Here is a 19,966-nt window from a genome sequence, read left to right as displayed (position 1 = left end):
TTGCGCGCTCGGGACTGCCACCGCTGCGCCTTCTCAACGCGTCGCAGTGACTGCGATACCGCGGATCTGCCCGGCCTTGGCTTGCGCCACCGGCTTCGGGTAGCGCGCGGGCGAGAAGCGGTGCATCAGTTCGGCTTCGCGGCCGCGGGCCAGAGCGAGATTGGCCAGCTTCACGTGGCCAAAACCCCGGATCGTCATCGGCACGGCGGCGATCTGCGCGGCCAGTCTCTGGTTGTCAGGCGACAGCCCGGCCATCAGTTCATCGAGCCGCGCATCGAACTGGTCGATGAGCGAGCGCTCCAGCCGACGTTCCGCCGTGCGGCCGAACACGTCGAAGACGGTGCCGCGCAGCCGCTTGCCATGCGCCAGCCACTTCATGGCCGGGAGCATCCACGCGCCGAGACGGATCTTCGCCGGCGGCTGCCCGTTCTTCGGCCGCGACAGGAACGGCGGGGCCATGTGGAACTCCAGCTTCACGTCGCCCTCGAACTGCTCCGCCAGCTGCTGTCGGAAGCTGTCGTCGCTGTAGAGCCGTGCGACCTCGTACTCGTCCTTGTAGCTCATGAGCTTGAGCAGGCTGCGCGCCGCGTTGCGGGTCACCGGCAGGCTCGGGTCGCCACCGGCCAGCGCCGCTTCGCGCCGCTGCATGCTGCGCACGCGCGTCTCGAAGCGCTGCGCCCAGGCTGCGTTCTGGTAGCCGGTGAGGTGCATCCTTCCGCGGGCAATCAACGCCTCCAGCGATTCGTCCTGCGCGGCAGGCGCGGTGGCGTTGCCCAACCCTTCGATCGCCCGCGGCGCGCCGGCCGCGAGCCGGCCGAGCGAGAAGGCCATGAGGTTCGATGCGACCGCAACCCCGTTGAGTTCGATCGCGCGCGTCATTGCCTCCAGGCTCAGCGGGATCAACCCTCGCTGCCATGCGTAGCCGGCCGCGAGGATGTTCGACGCGAGCGTGTCGCCGAGGAACTCCTGCGCCATCAGCTGCGCATCGAAGGTCTCGACCTGATCTTCGCCCGCCACGAAACGCATCTTCTCGAGCAGCAGTTCGACCTTGAGATCGGCGTCCGGATTGCGCAGCGACTCGGCCACCGGAATCTCGTGCGTGTTCGCCAGGATGCGGGTGCGCCCATAGCGCACGGTCTGCAGCGCGTCGGGAGAGGCGCCCACGACGATGTCGCAGGCCAGGATCGCATCGGCCTGCTGGGTATCGATGCGGACCTGGTTCAACCGCTCGGGCACATCCGCCAGGCGCACGAAACTCAGCACCGCCCCGCCCTTCTGTGCAAAGCCCATGAAATCCAGCACGCTGGCCGACTTGCCTTCCAGGTGCGCAGCCATGGCGATCACCGCGCCCACGGTCACCACCCCCGTGCCGCCGACGCCGGTGACGAGCAGGTCGTAGGGCGCGTCCCAGGTGCGTGACGCCGGGTGCGGCAGTTCGGCCACCTGCTGCAGGAAGGCCTCGCGGCCGCTGGCCAGCGCGCCGCTCTTCTTGCGCAGCGCACCCCCGCTCACGCCCACGAAGCTGGGGCAGAAGCCCTTCGCGCAAGCGTAGTCCTTGTTGCAGCTCGTCTGGTCGATCCTGCGCTTTCGTCCGAGCCCGGTTTCGTGCGGCAGCACCGCCACGCAATTGCTCTGCACGCTGCAGTCGCCGCAGCCTTCGCAGACCGCCTCGTTGATGAACAGCCCCCTGGCCGGATCGACCATCTCGCCTTTCTTGCGACGGCGACGCTTCTCGGCCGCGCAGGTCTGTTCGTAGATCAGCACGGTGACGCCTGGGATCTCGCGCAGCCGGCGCTGCACCGCATCGAGTTCGGCGCGGTCGTGGAACTCCGTGCCCGCAGGGAACCGGCTCCTGATCGGGCCGTACTTGTCGATCGCGTCGCTGACCACGACAACCTGCCTGACGCCTTCGGATTCGACCTGCCGCGCGATGGCATCGACGCTGATGACGCCGTCGACCGGCTGGCCGCCGGTCATGGCGACCGCGTCGTTGAACAGGATCTTGTAGGTCAACGTCGCCTTGGCTGCGACCGCCTGTCGGATCGCGAGGTAGCCCGAGTGGTAGTAGGTGCCGTCGCCAAGATTCTGGAACACGTGCGGCGTGCGCGTGAACATCGAGTGCGAGACCCAGTCGACGCCCTCCCCGCCCATCTGGATCAGGCCCGCGGTGCTTCGGTCCATCCAGTTGGCCATGAAGTGGCAGCCGATACCGGCGCGCGCGGTCGAACCTTCGGGAACCCTCGTGCTCGTGTTGTGCGGGCAGCCGGCGCAGAAGTACGGCAGGCGCCTGACCGTGTCGCCGTCGTTGCTCAGCAGCTCAGGCGGCGTGAAGTCGCGCACGTGCTGGAAGTGGTCGCCGAGCTCGGCGTTGGCAGGGAAGTGCGCCGAAAGCCAGTGGGCCACCGGTTCGATCAGCCGCGAGGGCCGCAGTTCGCCGAGCGCCGACACCAGCGGCCGGCCACTGCGATCGTGCTTGCCGACCAGCGCGGGCCGCGCACCCGGCGGCGCGTTGTAGAACAGGTCGCGCAACTGGCCCTCGACGATCGCGCCCTTCTCCTCGACGATCAGGATCTCGTCCAGGCCTTTCGCGAAAGCCTGGATGCGCGTCTGTTCGATCGGAAAGCTCAGTCCCACCTTGTAGAGGCGCACGCCCACGCGAGCCAGGCTCTCCGGTGTTACCTCGAGGCGGCGCAGCACCTCCATCAGGTCATGGTGCGCCTTGCCGCAGGTCACGATGCCGACCTTCGCATGCGGGCTCTCGATCACGTGCCGGTCGATGCTGTTGACGCGTGCAAAGGCGGCCACGGCCTGCAACTTGTCGGCCAGCCGCGATTCGATGCGCAGCGAAGGCAGGTCGGGCCAGCGATAGTGCAAGCCGTCCGCCGGCGCGACATGCCCGGTGGCGCCGCGCACCGCGTCGGCATCGGCCCACGCAGCGACGCGCGCGTCGATCAGCTCGAGGTCCACCGTGCCGGCGCTCTCGACCACCTCGGACAGTGCTGCCATGCCCACCCAGGCGCCCGAGAAGCGCGACAGCGCGTAGCCGTACAGCCCGAACTCCAGGTACTCGGCCACGCAGGCCGGCTGCAGCACCGGCATGCTCCACGCGACGAAGGCATGGTCGCTCTGGTGCGGCATGGACGAGGAGACGCAGCCGTGGTCGTCGCCCGCCACCACCAGCACGCCGCCATGCGGCGACGAACCATAGGCGTTGCCGTGCTTGAGCGCGTCGCCGGCGCGGTCCACGCCCGGGCCCTTGCCGTACCACATCGCAAAGACGCCCTCGACCGTGCGCTCGGGATCCGACTCCACGCGTTGCGTGCCGAGCACCTGTGTCGCCGCAAGCTCCTCGTTGATGGCAGGCACGAAACGGATCCCGGCCTCCCTGAAGGCGGGGCCGGCTTTCCAGATCGCCTGGTCGACCATGCCGAGCGGCGAACCGCGGTAGCCGCTGACGAAACCCTGGGTGTCCAGCCCGCGGGCCGCGTCGCGCTGGCGTTGCATCAGCAGCACACGCACCAGGGCCTGCGTGCCGGTCAGAAAGACGGCGCCCGAACGGGCCCACAGACTGTCGGAGACCTGGTAGGCAGGGCGCTGGAGGGGAGAAGGAGTCGCTGGCGAGTTCATCCGAGGATTGTTCTTCGCCCGCAGGAGCAATATCCTCCTCTGCACGCCAGAATCGACCCTAGCTTTGAGAATTGGCTTCTCACATCAGCCCATGAAAGACGATTCCATTCCTCTCGATACGTACTCGTTGCAGATCCTGCTCGAATTGCAGCGCGACGCGCGGCAGACGGTGCAGCAGATCGCCGACAAGGTCGGCCTGTCGTCCACGCCCTGCTGGCGCCGCATCAAGGAAATGGAAGCCACAGGCGTGATCCGGGGCTATACGGTCGTGGTCGATCGCGAGAAGGTCGGCCTCAATCTCGCGGCGGTGACGGAAGTGAATCTGGACCGGCATCACGAGTCGAAGGTGCGCGACTTCGAGAAAGCGGTGGAAGCGAGCCCGGAGATCGTGCGCTGCGTGTCGGCCACCGGCCCGGCCGACTACATCCTCACGGTGCTGGTGCCGGACATCAAGCACTACGAGAAGTTCCTGCACACCACCTTGTTCGAACAGGCCGGCGTCACGCACGTGCGCTCGGCCATCGTGCTGCGGGAAGTGAAGTCCGCGGGGAGCCTGCCGGTCGACTTCGGTTCGTCCCCGCGTTCGCGCGCCTGACGGCGACAGGCTTGCAGCGCGGCCCGGCGCAGCAGAGAACTGAGTGGCCGGTCAGCCGGGCGCATCGAGGTACAAGCCTCCCGCTTTCCGGCTTGGCGGAACAACTTATTGCACAACATCTAGCCACCTGACGCGGGACTTCCTGATGTTGCCGTCCTGTACTACTAAATGTGTATAACTTCGCCGCTGCAAGGTCCGATGCGTCAAAATTAGGAGAAAAGTTCTCCACACTTGTAGTGGACAAGATTGTGGAAAAGGGTGTGCACATCGTCGCAGACCGTTGTCGCATCGACATCACCGTGGTGTGCCTGGAAAAGTGACATCGCGCCTCGGGTCTCCAAGAAGACGCCCCAGGCAAACGTGAAGCTCTTCACGCCAAGAGTAACCAATAAGTACTATACGTAACTACAATTTGCTACATGAAGAAGACACGGATACGAGCTTCCGCCGGTGGACGGGGCGTCTTGTCGTCCGAAGCCGATTGTTGTTGAGCCCATGCAGGGTATTTGTCTGGCCCTGCGCGTGCGGACCGTGGGTCTGGTGGTCGTCTCTAGTGGTCGCTCACTCACTCATGGGATGGGGAGCACGCCCTCTAACCCCCTTGCAGAGAGATGGCCAAACGATTCAATACCCACAACCGCTTCGCCGAGGAACTCGACAGCGCCCCCTCTGGGCTCGAGGAGCTGACTTTCTATCGTCGACTCGAGGAGCATGAGCGGCGCGCTGCTGGCTGGCGGCGTAACCTGTCCGTCGCCGCGCTTGCGATCGTCGCGGTTGTCGTCGCAATATTCATCGCGCGATGAGGAGACAAGATGCCGTCACTCGCTGAAAGGCCGACGCTCGCCCCGGACAGGCCGCTATCGCACGCCCATGTGTGGAAGCGCGCCTTTACAGCCGCATGGCTCCTTCTCGCTGAAGGCAAAGCGGACCCGGAGCAGTTGGCCGACCGGGCGACGGAACTCTACCCCGATCACCGCATGCGCGACCCTGCCGAGGTTGCGCGGGAAGAGTTCGAGACCGAGCAGTAGGCACTTCGCGCCAGCCTGCTCAGCGCTCTTGCGCACAGAGTCGCCGAAGGCACTCATCCGTCCTATGGGCGCGTTGGGTGAAATCGCGACAGTCGCCGGCATCGAGGAACCGCCCAGCATGGGCGGACGCCGAAGCAACCTCTACCAGCGCCGACTGACTGTCACTCCCAAGCATGGGGCACCAGTGTTACGCCAGGATTAAGAGTGGCGGGCGGGCGCCCCTCGCCCAAGTCCAATGTTGCCTGCGTCATGAACCGTAACCTGATCGCTCGCTAGCCCTTGTCGTGCGACGGTTTATCCGGTGCCGTCGGTTCATCGCTGCCGTCCGGATCCTCCATCCAGCTCGGAACGGACGAAAGGCGGCGCGCCTCCACTTCACTGAATTCCTGCTCCGCGGCGATGAAGCGCAGCTCGCACCCGCCAAGGCTCAGCACATCGCCGTCGACGAGCACTTGCATGTGGACGCGAGCGCCGTTCACGAAGGTTCCGTTCTGGCTCCCGAGGTTCTGGATGATGGTGAACGCCGGCTCGACGACGATCACCGCGTGGCTGCGGCTCGCGAAGATGGAATTGAGCACGACGTCATTGTGCTTGCCCCGGCCCAGCGTGGTCTCCCCCGGCCCGAGGTCCACCTGGCCCGTCTTGCCTGCTGAGGTGATCAGGAGCTTGGGCATGCGCCATCTTACGAAGCCCATGCTGGCCGGGTCGAGCCGGACGCGCGCCTGGCTTGCCGTCGGACGCCATCGCTTCCCAGGGCCATGTCCGTGACCGGCCTGCTGCCCGCCTTCACTCACCTGGGCCTGAAGACTCATCATCTCGCCTTGATGACGGCTCCGCATCAAATCGCTTCTTGTCTACATTCGCAGCGTGCGCTCACATCGAAGTGCGAACTGGTGCACCAACTGACGGTTGCCTCGGGTGGCGCGACCCAGGGATGGGGGAGCTGCAGAAAGATGGTGATTGCTTACTTACAAGGGTACTTGTTCTTCGGCAACATGTCGCCGCGGTAGACCTCGAGCGTCGTTGGCCCCGACGTCGTTGAAGGTGGCCGCGGAGCCGGCGGAACGACGATGACGGTGAGGCCCCTGGCGCCCACATACTTGCGGGCGCACAAGTCGGACAAGGGCCGCCCCTTCACATTCCGGTCACGCCCTGCCCCAGCGCAAAATCCAGCAGCACCCGATCGGAAGGTTCCTCGGGCCACGTGATCTGGGCCAGCCATCGATGGAAGGTGGTGGCCGCGATGCGGCTGGCCGGCCCGTCGCGTCGCCAGGCCCGAGCGATAGGGGCGGCAATCTGCGCGAGCCGGTCGGCCTCGAAGCGCGACCGCATCTCGGCCTGCATGGCTTCTGGCATTTCCAGATAGAGGGCTTTGGCCTTCTGCATGCGATCGTTCTCCCACAGCTCGCGGATGCGGTGCATGCGGTCCTCGCCGCCGAGCGCGGCCGCTGGCCGTCCCTGGGACGGCGAAGGCAGACCCGTCGGCGCGGATGGCTCGGCCGCCCCCCTGACGCCTGCATAGCCCTTCTTCAGCGCGTCCTTGAAGTACGCCGCCGGCGACTTGAGCGCCGGCAGCGTCTGGCTGCGAAGCCGCTGCTCCACATGCTCGAGCGTGCCGCGCAGCTGCCCTTCGTCGGTGGTGGCATAGAGGTCCTGGGCCTCGTCCTGCTTGAGCCCGAGCGCGATCAGCTTGCCGACCAGCTCCAGGTCGAACACGTTGCGGCTCGGGTCGTCGGCGGCGCCCAGGCGCTGCTGCAGCTTGGGCGCCACGCGGAACTGGATCTCCTCGATGCGCCGGCCCCGCTTGTGCTCGATGAGCTCGAGGCTGAAGTCCTCGCACAGCGCCTCGATCTCGGCCAGCGCCTTGCTGATCACGTCGCGCTTCAGGAAGCGGTAGTCGACCTCCGTGATGTCGCTGCGCCCGGTGAGCACTGCCGCCCACCACAGCACGTCCTCGCGCATCGACAGCCGGCTGGGCGAGGTGAGATAGCGCGCGCCGATCTCGTAGAGCACGGCCGCCGGGTAGCTGCGCATCTGGCCGCTGATCTCCAGCAGCACGCGGGTGTACTGGTGCGGCTTGACCAGCCGCTCGCGAATCTCTTCCGGATAGCGCCAGGTGATCGTGCAGGGCCGTCCCCTGCCCTGCTCCTCGATGGTGACGGTGCCCAGCAGCTGCGAGGACACCCAGCGTTTCAGGCCGGCGCCGCTGGTCGACCATTCGATGGTGGTCGCTTGCATGTCGCGCAGGTGGGACTTCAGCAGCTCGGTGTTGTTGGAGTTGAAGCGCGCGTCGCCGATCAGCTCGCTGAGCGCGAGCTTGTAGACGGGCTCGTCGACGCCTTGGCGCTGCGAGTGGTAGAGCAGCGCGTTGTAGATGCGCCGCGACAGCAGCGTCAGGCGGCCGCGCTTCGGGCGGATCGCGATGGCCTCGTTGGCCTTGGCAACAGTCTGCTCGTCAGGGACAGCCGATGGCTTGGGCGGCGGTCGCGGAACTTCGCCCTCTTCCATGGACTTCTTTCAGGGGATCAACGGTTTCACATCATGCCGACAGTTTGTGAATCGGTCAATTCACAGGTCCGCAGAGAGTGCCTTGAGACGTTGAAACCTAACACTTGGAAGAATTGAAGAGTTGAGGATCCGGATTCCCGAACGCTGACAAGCACTTGGAAGGGTTTCTGTGAGTAGGTCTGGGAATTCCTGTGAGAACCTTTGGGATTGAAGGTGAGATCGGATGGGATTTGGGGCGGCGCGACGTGTGCACGGTTGGGAATTGATGTGAGTGGACAAGGGGTGCCGAGCACTGCCTTCGGCTTTGCGGCGACCGGATCCCGCTGAATGCCAACGGTACCGGTGCCTTTAAGGCCCCTGGCCACCCGGATCGGCCGGGATCCGTGCTGCCCGGATGCCCCGCCAAGGCGGTAATCCCAACGGACCTCACCTTGGTCCCCAATCGCTCTCACAGTTCGCACCCTCACTCTGGCGCTTCTGTTGGCGTATCTTGTTCATTCGACAGATTCTCATAGAATGGCTGGATTCTGTCGAATAAGGCTCTTCTCCATGGCATTGCCCGCTCCCGCCGGTGCTGGAAACCAGGTTTCCACGCTTGCTCCGTCACTCCCCTCCCCTTCCCGTGCGCGCATCGACATGGCGCGTATCGCGGCCCTGGCCACCCGCGCCGGCTCCATGGTCGAGCAGATCCGCGGCCGGCTGCTGGCGCCTGAAGCCCGGAAGGTGGCGCCGATCTACTCTACCGCGCAACTGGCGGCCTTGTGCGGCGTCGACAAGGCGCACGTGGCCTACCGCATCACCAAGGAGGATCTGCCCAGCGGTCGCCTGACCCCGGCCGGCGGCAAGCGCAACTTCGAGCTCAGCGAGCTGCGCACATGGACGCGCACCTACCGCGCCGACAAGATGCGCCCTGCCGGCAAGAAGGCGTTCACCATCGCCGTGGGCAATTTCAAGGGCGGCGTCGCGAAGACGACGACGGCCATGGTGCTGGCGCAGGGCCTGAGCCTGCGCGGCCACCGGGTGCTGGCGATCGACACCGACCCGCAGGGCTCGCTCACCACCCTGCACGGCCTGCTGCCCGAAGCGGAGATCAGCGAGGACATGACCATCGCCCCCTTGTGCGATGGCAGCCAGTCCGACATCCGCTACGCGATCCGCTCGACCTACTGGGACGGGCTGGATCTGGTGGCCGCCGCCCCCTTTCTCTTCTCGGCCGAGTTCGCGCTGCCGGCGCGACAGATGCAGGAGCCGGGGGCGCGCTTCTGGGACGTGCTCAACGCCGGCCTGGAGAGCGTGCGCGATCTCTACGATGTGATCGTGATCGACACCCCGCCGTCGCTCTCCTATGTGACCATCAATGCGCTGTGGGCTGCCAACGGGATCATCGTGCCGGTGCCGCCCTCGGGCCTGGACTTCGCGTCGTCGGCCCAGTTCTGGTCGCTGCTGGCCGACCTGGGCGGCAATCTCGATGCGCAAAGCGGCGAGCTGGCCGGCAAGGCCTTCGACTTCCTGCACGTGCTGCTGAGCCGGGTCGACCCCAGCGATCCGGCCACGCCTGCGGTCAGGCAGTGGATCCAGGCCACCTACGGCGAGTACACGCTGCCGGTGGAGATCCCGAAGACCAGCGTGACCAGCAACAAGGCGGCCGAGTTCGCTACCGTCTACGACGTGCAGAAGTATGAAGGCGCCGCCAAGACCTACAAGCGTGCCGCCGACGCCTACGACGCCTTCGTCGACCTGGTCGAGCAGTCCGTGGTGAGCAGCTGGTCCGACAAGGCGCAGGTGCAATGAAAGCCCTGGGAGACCAAAGGGAGAGGGCGCCGACGCGGCGTGGAAACCTGGTTTCCAGCGTGCCGTCGGCATGCCTGTCACTGCCGCACAACTCGAACGGCCGCCCGTTGTGCGAGGCCGTGCCCACGAACGACAAGCTCCGCGTGCGTCGGCAACGCACAACTGGCGTCCACGCGTGGACGCCAGGTTTCCACCCAGATCCGGCGCGCCTCCTGGAAACCGGGGTTCCACGCTGCCAATCGCGAAGGGTTCCCGCGCCCACATCCCGCATCCAGTTCCGCGCCACGCAGCCCGCGTGGAAACCAGGTTTCCACCGCCATGGAGGTTCCAATGGCTAGTACCCGCAAACGTCTTGAAGCCTTGACCGCCGGCCTGTCGATCCCCGAGCCGGCTCCCGCAGCGGCACCGGCTTCGAACGGGACGGCGGCCATCCCGCCGGCACTGCCCGGCGCTGCCGCCGCCGTGGAAACCAGGTTTCCACCGGCCCAGGCCGGCCAGCTCGCCCCGCGCACGGGCCCCGGCCAGATGCTCGCGTTCCGTGGCCAGATGCAGGCCGTGGAGGGCGAGCTGGCAGCCTTGCGCGAGCGGCTTCGCCAGCACGATGGCTCAACGCCGACGCGCAAGCTGGACCCAAAAACGATCAGCGCCTCGCGCTGGGCCAACCGCCACCGGGATTCGTTCGAGAACGCGGAGTTCGCCGGACTCAAGGCCGATATCGAACAGGCAGGCGGCAATGTGCAGCCGATCCTGGTGCGTCCGGCGGCGGATCAGCCGGGGCACTACGAGCTGGTTTTCGGGCACCGGCGCCACCGGGCCTGCCTGGAGCTGGGCATCCCGGTCCTGGCGGCCATCTGGCTCGACGAGCTCGGCGATGCCGAGCTGTTCGCGGCCATGGACCGCGAGAACCGGGAGCGTGCCGATCTGTCGCCGTACGAGCAGGGCGTGATGTACCAGCGCGCGCTCGAGGAGCAGCTGTTCCCGACCCAGCGCCAACTGGCCGAGAAGCTCGGCGTGAGCCACACCTGGGTTCGCAAGGCGCTGATGGTGGCGCAGCTGCCGTCGGCCGTGCTCGAGTGCTTCCGCAGCCCGCTGGAGGTGCAGCACCGGCACGCGGAGCAACTCAACACCGCCCTCGACAAGGATCGCCGCAGCGTGCTCAAGCGCGCCGAGAAGGTGCGTGGCCTGAAGCTCGCGCCGGCGGCCGTGGTGGCGCGCCTGCTGGGCATGGACGGGCCAGCGAAGGGGGAGAAGCTGGCGATCCAGAGCGATGGCAAGACAGTGGGTTCGTGCCTGCGGGCGCCCGACGGCACCGTCACGCTCACCTTGCTGCCCGGAGCCGTCTCAGGCCTGCCGTCGGAAGCTCTGCTGAAGTCGGTGGCCGAGACCCTGCAAAAGGTCCGGCTGCTCGGCTAGCGCAAGCCAAGCCCCCGTCATGTGAGTGCCGTTGGGAATTGCGCGGGAGCGGAGTGGCCAGGGCAGGGCGGCCGGCAGCGAGGCCATTCGCTCTCCCGGCAAGGTGCCCCAGCCAGGTCCAACCTCGCGCCCGCCGCACGCTCGCGGAGCGGATCCCGCCGGACCGGACCGGACCGGTCCGGTCCGGCGTCGACCGGCCCAGGCATCCCGAGGTCCCCGCCCAGCCCCAGCCCACGCACAAGGCCTCGCGACGCGGCAAGTCGGCAACATCATACGAGTGTGTGCGCCCACTTCCCCTCATATCGATCGACCCAGGCTCAAATGCTGAATGGGGGCGCACACTTAAGGAGAGGATCACAACCAGATGCTCAGCAATGCGTCATAAGCGCCGGTTCCCGCGCCGATACGGCCGCCGCCAGCCCGAAAAAAGCCAATGAAATCAAGTAGTTAGGGCCGACGCCGACTCTGGCTTCTTCAACTTGCCATCCGCAGCACCTAGAATTAACATTGATGATTATGCGAATCAACAAGCCTGCAGCGCTGTTTTCGACCCGGAAAAAGAGCGCCCAGCGTGATGATTTCGCGACGTCTGCGCCTCGTCCGCCCGATAGCATCGAGGGAAGGTTCGGCAATGAGGGCAGGAGTGAGCAAGATGATCTGGAGGTGGATGGCTGATCGGCCATGGGTGAATGGGCCCTTTGCCAGGGAGACCTGGTGCGTCGGCCTCGCGCTGGCGCTGCTGGGCACCGGCCTGGTCATGCTGGAGCGCCACCGCAGCGACGAGCTCCAGGAAAGGCGCAACAGGGAGCAGCTTGGACTGCTGGAGGCCCTGACATCCCTGCAGCGAGCGGCCGTGCTTGAAGTTGCGACTGCCTGGCGCCTGAGCTATCCCGAGCCCAGCGAGGACCGCCTGGCCGAGTTGCGCGATCTGGTCCGCCAGCTGCAGGCCGATCCGGGCGCCCTGGATGCGCCCGTGGCGCAGGCTGGCCACATCTATGGGCTCTGCGATGCGCAAGCCGCGCGGCGCGCGCTCCCATCGATCATTCCGCCAGCCGCAGCAGAAGAATGGGGCGTGACGCGATGAGCCGCCACCGCGTCCCGACTCCCGAGGAACTGGCCGAATTGGCAGACCAGGAGCTCGAGCGCCTGGCCGTGGAATGGCGCGCACGCGCCTCGCGCGGCGCCGAGCAGGCCTTTGGCGTGGCGCACGCCCTCGAAGTCGAGTTGCGCCAGCGCGTTCGTGCCAGCCGCGCCCTGGAGTTGCCGCCGCCGGCGCGCCCACCGCGCCCCTGGTGGAAGTTCTGGCAGACCCGCCCCCCAGGCGGCCCCTCATCCGGCCCCTCATCCGGCCCCACCCCCTCCTCGTGAAAAAGACGCCCCCGCGCAAGCTGCACCGTGGCCACTTCGCCTTCATGCGGGCGCTCGCCCAGGGGGTCGATGAACGCGCCAGCTGGGATCGCTACCTGCGCCTGGAGGGCGAGCACGTCGACCTGCGCACCGTGCGCCGCACGATCGCCTGGATCCGCGACGCTTTTGCGGCGGCCGCGCGCCGCGAACACAAGCCCGGCACCGCGCGCCTGATCCTCCTCGACCCCGAGCGCTTCACCGCTGCCTCGGCGCTGCCGAGCCTGGCCGAGTTCGCGCAGGCCCAGGGGATGGAGGATTTCTCGGAGGCCGAACAGGTCGAGGCCTACGAAGCCGCCTACCCGCAGGGCGGCAGCGGGCCGGGGCGGGGCAGGGCGGGCAACGGCCAGCCGTCCCGGCGTGCGCGCGTCATCGAGCGCCAGCTCGAGGCGCTGCGCTGGCTCGAGAGCCTGGTCGCGCAGGATCCTCGTGCCGGCGACAGCGTGGCCGCCTGGCTGCATCCGGCGCTCGCCGAGCGCCTCGAGCGCGCGGGCCTTCCGACGCTGTCCGCGCTGGTGGCGCGGATCAACTGCATCGGTGCGCGCTGGTGGACGCATGTGCCGGGCGTGGGCGAACGCAAGGCCGCGCGGATCCTGGATTGGCTGCATGCCAACGAGCAGTTGCTGGGATTGCGCGTCGGGGTGCACGCGGCGCAGCCGCGCGCACAGCTGAGCCCGGCCGCCCTGGCCTCGGTGGTCCCGGCCGCCACGGCCCTGTTGCCCTATGAGAAGTTCGTGCTGCCTGCCGGCCTCGACGGCCGCACAGGAAGCGGCCGTGCCCCGCAAGAGGCCTGCCGGCTGAGAGCCGCCAACGACCATGAGGCGATCGGCGCGTGGCTGGCTTCGAAGGGCGGCGACGCCGCCCAAGGATCCTTGTCGGCCACCCAGCGCTCGTACCGCAAGGAAGCGGAACGGCTGCTGCTCTGGGCGGTGCTGGAGCGCGGCAAGGCGCTGTCCTCGCTCACCAGCGAAGACGCGAGCGCCTATCAAGCCTTCCTCGCTGAGCCGCCCGCCGCCTGGTGCGGGCCGCGCCATCACCAGCGCTGGTCACCGATGTGGAGACCGCTGGAGGGCGCGCTGACGCCGGTGGCGCTGCGCCAATCCCTGATCATTCTTCGCAGCCTGTTCGCGTTCCTGGTGAGCCAGGGCTACGTGACGGGCAACCCCTTTGCCGAATCGCAACTGCCCCCGGACCCGCAGCGCCGGCTCGGCGCGAACCGCAGCTTGAGCTTCGCGCAATGGGAGCACATCGATGCGCTGCTGCGCGCCCATGTGGACACCGAAGCCGGGCGGCGCCTGCGCCGAGCCATGCGCTGGCTGTATGCGATCGGGCTGCGCTTGGCCGAAATCACGAGCGTGCGCTGCGAGGACCTGCAGCGGCAGAACGCGGCGACGGCAGATGATTCGACAGCGAGCGCCTGGCTGCTCTCGGTGACCGGCAAGGATGGTGGCCGCCGCCAGGTGCCGGTGCCCCCCGAGCTGGTTGAAGAGTTGGGGGACGAGCTGGCGCGCCACGGCTTCGATCGACAAGTGGATGCGCCCTGCAACAGGGGCGTCCCCGTGTTGGCGCGGTTTGAAACAGGAATCGAGCGCCCGGCCGCCTGGTCGGCCTCGGGCCTTTACCAGGCCATCAAGGCGTTCCTCGCGCGCGCCGCACAGGGCATCGATGCGGCCGACGCCGAGCACCTCAGGAAGGCCAGCACGCACTGGCTGCGCCATTCCCATGGATCGCATGCCTTGCGGGGAAGGGAAGGGCAGGCGCCGGTGCCCCTGCAGGTGGTGCAGAACAACCTGGGCCATGCATTGCCGCGCACGACCTCGATGTACCTGGCGAGACAGCGACCCGGCTAGGCCAGGCGTGTTGGTGGCCGAGTGCCGCGGAGCACCCGGCCCGCGTGGCCAGCCCGCGTCAGGTCGTGCCGCGCATGAGCTTCAACGAAGCATCCGCAGTTTCATGACCGTCGAGCGCAATGAGCAGGACCGGCGCGGGCACGCCCGGAAGCTCAGGTCGGAACAGGCGAACCAGCACCCGAGCAATGGATCGACGCCAAGCACCTGAATCGGATCGACCCGGTGTGGGGTTGTGCTGGGCCGGGCAGGGCAGGGCGGGAAGGGCAGCCAAGCTCTCGGCGCTGCGACTTTCTGCGGCGTGACATCACCAACTGCAGTTGACCGCTTGATGCAGCGGATTGTTGCCCGTGCCTCTTCGCGCGCGTCGTTGACGGCGGCTCTGCGATGCGCGGAGCGCGAGGTCGCCGTGGCGTCCGTCGTCCAGAGCGAGCGGAGGGTCTGCACTCAAGCGCCGTATCGACCGACACCATCGCGCACGCCGAGCGCCTCGATATGCGGGTTACACAAAGGTCGCGAACCCGTTGATCGACCGGGCTCGTGATACGTCTGTCCATTCAAGTGCGTGTCTTCAGTGCAGTCGCTGCATAGCGCCGCAACGTCGCAGCCGCGGGCAGCGATCGGTCTTTCAACAGCTGGACGGCGTGCACCGCAGGCGCACGACAGGCGCCTTCCAACGGACCACTTCGCACAGGTTCCAGAAGTCGACATTCGCATGTCCGCGCTTGAAACCAGTGACCGCCGCGATGCCCGCAGCTGACACGAAGACGCAGCAAAAATCGACGTACGCGCGTGCCGCGACGCGGCTGCAGTGCCCAAGCGCGCCACCAGTGCTCGACAGCAATCTTGCACGCCAAGCAAGTGCGACGAGGTTCCGGCTGCACCCGCTCCTCGCGAGTCGGGTCCGCGAGTCGCCGAGCCGGTGCGGAGCTTTCTTGCGCACCAAGCAGGAGTTGATTCGGCGCGTTGTCGAAGAAAGACTTGGCTTCCGATTCCCAACTTCTCTTGCCATGTCCTTCCTATTTTTTCGAACACTTGCCACGCGCCTACTGTGCATTTTCGGCGCGCTCGCTTGCGCCGGCGTCGCCTTCGCGCAATCGTCCGGTGGGAGTCTTACCCACCCAAGTCAGCCGGGCACCTCGAGCACCCATCCCGCGGACCTGAACTGGCCGACGCGACCGCTGCGCCTGATCGTCGGCTTCGGCGGCGGTTCGTCGCCGGACTTCGTGGCACGCGTCCTGGCCATGCCCATGGCAAGGGCGCTGGGGCAGCCGGTGGTGGTTGAGAACCATCCGGGTGCGAGCGGCAACATCGCGGCTGACATCGTCGCGAAGTCCACCGACAAGCACACGGTCGGCATCCTCATCAACGGCAACATGACCATCGCCAAGGTCCTCAACCCGGCGACCCCCTACGACCCGCAAAAGGACCTGGTGCCGCTCAGCATCATCTGCACCGCACCTCTGGTGCTCGCCACGACGCCGGAGGTCTCGAAGGCCCAGGCCCGCGGCTTTCTCGACGCGGCGCGCGCCGCCGGCAGCAGCTGGAGCTACGGCACGCCCGGCATCGGCACGATCGGCCACCTCGGCATGGAGCTCCTCAAGGCCCGCACCGGAATCGGTGCTGTGCACGTGCCTTACCAGGGCAATCCGCAGGTCATCACCGGCCTGGTCAGTGCTCAGCTGCAACTGGCGCTCCTTCCGCCAGGTCTTGCCGAAGTACAGGTCAAGGCCGGAAAGCTGCGTGCGATCGGCGTGACCTCGGCGCGCCGCTCCACACTCGTGCCCGAGTACCCGAGCTTGCAGGAAGCAGGACTCAAGGATTTCGAGCTCGAGATCTGGACCGCTGCGGCTGCCCCCGCCAGCCTGCCCGCCCCTATCGTTCAGCGCCTGACCCAGGTCCTCTCGGAAGTCATCCGCTCGCCCGAGGTGCGGCAGAAGCTCTTCCAGCATGGCTACGAGGCAGCCGGCATATCGGGCGAGGCGCTGGTCCGGCGGATGAAGGCGGACACGGCAGCGCTCACCCAGATCATCGCGAGCCAGGGCATCAAGCTCGAGTAAGGAGACTCAGCATGAATTCAGAACAACCGCGCCCGGGTGGGCGCCAGGAAGCCCACGCCGCGGCCAATGACGCAATCTCGGCTCCGCAGAGCGGGAGCACAGGCTCTGCCAGCAGCAGCGAGGAAGCCCAGCAGACCCTGCAGTCGCTGCGCGACGAGCTCGACGGCCTGGACAGGACGCTGCTCGAAACCTTGCGGCAGAGGCTTGACTGCTGCTGCCGGATCGGACGCCACAAGCGCGACCATGCGATCCCGATGATGCAGCCCCACCGCATCGGGGTGGTGCAGGAACGTGCGGCAGCCTTCGCAGCCGAGCACGGCATGAGCCCGATCTTCCTGCGCGCCCTCTACGAGCTAATCATCACGGAGACCTGCCGCCTGGAGGATGAGATCATCGGCGTGCCCGCAAAGCCTGCATGAAGCCGCTCATCTTCCATTCGGACAAGAGCCGGTCGAGGCATCGCCAGCAGCGCGCGAGCGCCGAGAATCTCGAAAAGGCAGCGTTCAAGGTCGATCATCTCCCAGAAGCCATGCTCTACTGCTGAAGCACATGCTCACTTTCTCGACGCTGGGCCGTGAGGGCAGCAACCACCACTTCGTTCTCCAGCAGTACCTCGGCGCGCATGGCATCGCGGAAGCCGCGCGCATTGTGCTGTTCGACGACTTCCACGCCGGAGCTCGCGCGCTGATTGCAGGCGAGGCGGACTATCTGCTGCAATGCGCCGTTCATCCCGCGGCCGCCGAGATCACGGGCACCTATCGAACGTCCATGGTGGTGGTCGACGCCTTCATTTCCCCCAGCCGTCCCATGGCACTGGTCCGCTCCATCGGAAGCGGGAAGGGCGCCAGCAAGGTGGGCGTGCAGCCTGCCACGCAGAGCTATGCCGACCTTTCCGCCTGGCCGACCGTTGTGCACGAACCCACGGTGCTCGCGGTTCAGGCCGGCCTGACCGAAGGACGCTTCGACGCGGGCATCGTGTTCGCGTCCTTCGCGGAGGCACACGCTGAGCGCTTTGAGGTGATCGAGCCCATCGGCACCATCTGCGACGCGTGGATCGTCTACGGACGCGAAGCGGTCGACGAAGGGAGGGCCGTGGTCTGGAAGGACAGCCCAGTCGCTCGGCAGTATCGGGAACGAACAGGTTGGTCGTCTAAGCCTGGCGACTGTTGAAGCCAAAGGACCTGGGTCTCTGAAAGGCCGTCTCGGCGTCAGGGAAGAGCCGTGTGCTCCAGAGCCTGGCCCGGCTATCGGGTTGACCTAGCGAAAAGCGCCACGGTTCGGCCCTGGCGCTCAACCTGAACGCTTCGAAATCTTTGAATAACGCTGATCTACGCGTGAGGCTAAGTCGCCCGGTGCAATTTGCAACGCACCAGCGAGCTTCCAAAAAACGCTGACAGTGGGCTGCTTGCGCGCAACCTCGATCAGCGTCACGAATGGGCGATCGATCTCGGCTTCCCCCGCAACGTCTTCCTGTGTAAGGCCGAGTTCAAGCCTCCGCTCCTTGAGCACGAGGCCAAGAGCTTCAAGAAGGAGCGCGTTGCGGCTGGGTCGCATTGCGCATGACTTTGGCGTGGCTGTTGACAAAAGACACGTGTCTATAGATAACATCGCCAATGCAAACCCCAACCCTATTTGACCTACCCCGGCTCGCCTTTAGGTCGCATAAGCACAAGCTCATCCGAGGAGTCGGCGTCATTGAGCTTTGGCGCCATGGGGGAGGGCGGGGCGCCGCACCGCAAGGTCCGTCTGCTTTGTCGCGACGCTGCGACCGGGGACTGGAGCACTGGTATGAGTCTTAGACAGGTCGCATCTCCCTTTCCGACGGCGCGCCCGCCAAAGCTCCCGGTCTTGCCGTCACGTAGCCGTCCTGCTTTCGAAACCGAACCAACGCGCGGCGCTGCTGCATGCGAGGTCGGCGCTCAGGTACGCGCCCTGCGTCTCGCGGCGGGGGTCTCGGCTGGCAAGGTCGCAGCCGCTTCCGGCATTTCTGCATCGATGCTGTCTCGCATCGAGCGGGGCTTGGTGTCTCCCTCAGTTGATACCCTTTACCGCATAGCGCGCGGGCTGAACGTGCCGATCTCGCGGTTCTTTGGCGATCAGCCAGGACGAACTGACTTTTCCCATGTACCGGCCGGTAGGGGAGTGCAGGTGGACCGCGTCGGCGCCGTTGCGAACTACCGCTACGAACTGATCGGCCACATCCTTTCCGGAAACCTCTTCGTCGAACCCTACTTTGTGACCCTTCTGCCTGGCGCCGAGCCCTATGTCACTTTCCAGCACCCGGGTCATAAGTTCTTGTACCTGTTGTCGGGCGAAGTGAGCTATCGGTATGGGACAAAGGTGGTCCAACTCAGGGTGGGAGATTCACTTCTCTTCGACGCCACGGCCCTGCATGGGATCGAGGCGGTAGAGGTTCAGCCGGTGTCATACCTGTCCGTCGTGTTTACGCTGCGCGGATAGTCACCTCTGAAAGGACTCCATGGGTCTGAACGTGGACAATCCGCGGAATCTCGCGAAGAGCGTGACGGTGGAGTAAGTTGCGACGCCCAGGGTGCTTTTTCCTTAGTTTCCTAAAGTTGTGGTCATTTTCTCCCTGTAAGGACCCCCAGATTTGCAATAGAAATGAGTTGTGGTCATTTTTGACAAAGAAAACTGGGTTGCGATCCATTTGCGAAGGAGACGGTCCGCGCTCAGGAAAAACAGGTGCCTCTGGTTCTGGGTTTACTTGAGCAGAACGCTCGGAGCGCCGCTTTAGACTGCTGTCACTCATCGTCTCGGCCATGAGCGACTGCGTTTGCCGGAAGCGGAAGTCGCTTGCGCATGCTGCAGGCTACTTCTCGCCAGGGAAGCCGATCCTGCCGCTGTCAGCGTGTTCATGGACGACGGTGGGGCGCAGGCAAACGGCTCTATCCGACACGCCATGTTTGATCGCGCGACTAGCACTGTCCTCCGCGCCAACTTCAAGTACGACAACGGCCTCATAGTCTGCGACGTGATCGACAAATTCGAGGTCTGAACACTTGCCTGATCGGCCACCATGAGGTACGAGCCGATCGAGTACGGCAGCGCCCTGTGCAGGATCAAGGCACCTGCAATCGATGACCGAACGGTGACCCAAAAACATCCTCTGCGTGGAGATCTCGGCCTGGACCTGTAGTACCGGTCCTCCCGTAGCCATTGCCTTGCCGGCAGGAAAACGGTGATGCAACGGCCGCGTGATAAGGCTATGGCTGCTATGAATAGCGTTTCGCACGCTGCTGACGACAGGGTGGGTTGAGTGGCGCCGGAGCGGGCCTGAACAAACCCTGCCGGTCGGCGAAGCCGGGCGGACGGCTCAACGCTTAAGATGGCTGACGTTGCCCGCGGGGCCGCCTTGACGTAGTTCGTTAAGGCCAAACGTGCGCGTCGAAAAGGCGCCGTCGTCGCGAGGCTGTTAGGACGACCGGGACGAACCACAATGCCTATATCGGACACCGAGGGAAACCCACAGACTGGAGACGCGCAGGAGATCGGTCAGGACGCAGAAGATGCGTTCAGAGGCGGCAGGCCGAGAAGCTGGATCATCAAAGGGCTCGACGGCACTGACGACTACGGGTTGGACTTTCAAATACAGCTGAAGGCCGACCAACAGATTCTCGACATCTTCCGCGTTCAGCTCAAAGGCACTCGATCGCCAACGAGGAGCGCGGGGGG

The 19,966-nt window shown here is 65.9% G+C and carries 17 protein-coding genes; 13 read left to right on the top strand and 4 right to left on the bottom strand.

Going from position 1 to position 19,966, the window contains the following annotated elements:
• Nucleotides 1–33: 33 nt before the first annotated feature.
• On the bottom strand, nucleotides 34–3,627 hold the full coding sequence (locus tag EJI01_RS22410) for an indolepyruvate ferredoxin oxidoreductase family protein (RefSeq protein WP_126839340.1): 3,594 nt from the start codon (nucleotides 3,625–3,627) through the stop codon (nucleotides 34–36).
• Nucleotides 3,628–3,718: 91 nt separating this feature from the next.
• Here EJI01_RS22410 and EJI01_RS22405 point away from each other — a divergent pair, with 91 nt between their 5' ends.
• From EJI01_RS22405 to EJI01_RS22395, 3 genes are all read left to right on the top strand, one after another.
• Complete coding sequence (locus EJI01_RS22405; RefSeq protein WP_126839339.1) at nucleotides 3,719–4,222, top strand: Lrp/AsnC family transcriptional regulator; 504 nt, start codon at nucleotides 3,719–3,721, stop codon at nucleotides 4,220–4,222.
• 611 nt (nucleotides 4,223–4,833) lie between these two features.
• Nucleotides 4,834–5,025, top strand: coding sequence for a hypothetical protein (locus EJI01_RS22400; RefSeq protein ID WP_126839338.1), 192 nt, complete (start codon nucleotides 4,834–4,836; stop codon nucleotides 5,023–5,025).
• A gap of 9 nt (nucleotides 5,026–5,034) precedes the next feature.
• The gene (locus tag EJI01_RS22395; protein WP_126839337.1) at nucleotides 5,035–5,250 is read left to right on the top strand and encodes a hypothetical protein; all 216 of its coding nucleotides are present in this window, start codon (nucleotides 5,035–5,037) and stop codon (nucleotides 5,248–5,250) included.
• A gap of 272 nt (nucleotides 5,251–5,522) precedes the next feature.
• Here the strand turns inward: EJI01_RS22395 and EJI01_RS22390 are convergent, their stop codons facing one another.
• The gene (locus EJI01_RS22390; protein WP_185879020.1) at nucleotides 5,523–5,924 is read right to left on the bottom strand and encodes an FHA domain-containing protein; all 402 of its coding nucleotides are present in this window, start codon (nucleotides 5,922–5,924) and stop codon (nucleotides 5,523–5,525) included.
• A 460-nt stretch (nucleotides 5,925–6,384) separates the two neighbouring features.
• On the bottom strand, nucleotides 6,385–7,758 hold the full coding sequence (locus tag EJI01_RS22385; protein ID WP_126839335.1) for a replication initiation protein: 1,374 nt from the start codon (nucleotides 7,756–7,758) through the stop codon (nucleotides 6,385–6,387).
• 636 nt (nucleotides 7,759–8,394) lie between these two features.
• Here EJI01_RS22385 and EJI01_RS22380 point away from each other — a divergent pair.
• The 8 genes from EJI01_RS22380 (at nucleotide 8,395) to EJI01_RS22345 (ending at nucleotide 17,443) form a co-directional block, all read left to right on the top strand.
• On the top strand, nucleotides 8,395–9,549 hold the full coding sequence (locus tag EJI01_RS22380) for an AAA family ATPase (RefSeq protein WP_260602595.1): 1,155 nt from the start codon (nucleotides 8,395–8,397) through the stop codon (nucleotides 9,547–9,549).
• A 330-nt stretch (nucleotides 9,550–9,879) separates the two neighbouring features.
• A complete protein-coding gene (locus tag EJI01_RS22375; RefSeq protein ID WP_126839332.1) occupies nucleotides 9,880–10,962 on the top strand; it encodes a ParB/RepB/Spo0J family partition protein in 1,083 nt (360 codons plus the stop codon).
• A 643-nt stretch (nucleotides 10,963–11,605) separates the two neighbouring features.
• Nucleotides 11,606–12,046 carry a hypothetical protein gene (locus EJI01_RS22370; RefSeq protein ID WP_185879019.1) on the top strand — a complete coding sequence of 147 codons (441 nt, stop codon included), beginning with the start codon at nucleotides 11,606–11,608 and terminating at the stop codon, nucleotides 12,044–12,046.
• Nucleotides 12,043–12,330, top strand: a complete 288-nt coding sequence (locus EJI01_RS22365; RefSeq protein ID WP_126839329.1) for a hypothetical protein — start codon at nucleotides 12,043–12,045, stop codon at nucleotides 12,328–12,330. The genes EJI01_RS22370 and EJI01_RS22365 overlap by 4 nt, the downstream gene beginning before the upstream one ends.
• Complete coding sequence (locus EJI01_RS22360) at nucleotides 12,327–14,216, top strand: phage integrase family protein (protein WP_126839328.1); 1,890 nt, start codon at nucleotides 12,327–12,329, stop codon at nucleotides 14,214–14,216. The genes EJI01_RS22365 and EJI01_RS22360 overlap by 4 nt, the downstream gene beginning before the upstream one ends.
• A gap of 1,007 nt (nucleotides 14,217–15,223) precedes the next feature.
• Nucleotides 15,224–16,273, top strand: coding sequence for a Bug family tripartite tricarboxylate transporter substrate binding protein (locus EJI01_RS22355; protein WP_126839406.1), 1,050 nt, complete (start codon nucleotides 15,224–15,226; stop codon nucleotides 16,271–16,273).
• Between the two features lie 11 nt (nucleotides 16,274–16,284).
• On the top strand, nucleotides 16,285–16,692 hold the full coding sequence (locus EJI01_RS22350; RefSeq protein ID WP_126839327.1) for a chorismate mutase family protein: 408 nt from the start codon (nucleotides 16,285–16,287) through the stop codon (nucleotides 16,690–16,692).
• Nucleotides 16,693–16,822: 130 nt separating this feature from the next.
• Complete coding sequence (locus EJI01_RS22345; protein ID WP_126839325.1) at nucleotides 16,823–17,443, top strand: hypothetical protein; 621 nt, start codon at nucleotides 16,823–16,825, stop codon at nucleotides 17,441–17,443.
• 120 nt (nucleotides 17,444–17,563) lie between these two features.
• Here the strand turns inward: EJI01_RS22345 and EJI01_RS22340 are convergent, their stop codons facing one another.
• Nucleotides 17,564–17,827, bottom strand: a complete 264-nt coding sequence (locus tag EJI01_RS22340) for a helix-turn-helix domain-containing protein (RefSeq protein WP_126839323.1) — start codon at nucleotides 17,825–17,827, stop codon at nucleotides 17,564–17,566.
• Between the two features lie 294 nt (nucleotides 17,828–18,121).
• Between EJI01_RS22340 and EJI01_RS22335 the strand changes: the two genes are divergently transcribed.
• Nucleotides 18,122–18,733: an XRE family transcriptional regulator gene (locus EJI01_RS22335; RefSeq protein ID WP_312846078.1), complete on the top strand. Its 612-nt coding sequence runs from the start codon at nucleotides 18,122–18,124 to the stop codon at nucleotides 18,731–18,733.
• 997 nt (nucleotides 18,734–19,730) lie between these two features.
• On the top strand, nucleotides 19,731–19,966 hold a 236-nt coding region (locus tag EJI01_RS22330; protein ID WP_126839321.1), incomplete at its 3' end, for a DUF4365 domain-containing protein.

The organism is Variovorax sp. MHTC-1, assembly GCF_003984645.1.
Lineage (GTDB): Bacteria > Pseudomonadota > Gammaproteobacteria > Burkholderiales > Burkholderiaceae_C > Variovorax.
The sequence above is the reverse complement of the archived record's forward strand: the minus strand, read 5'-3'. Positions and strand labels throughout refer to the sequence as shown.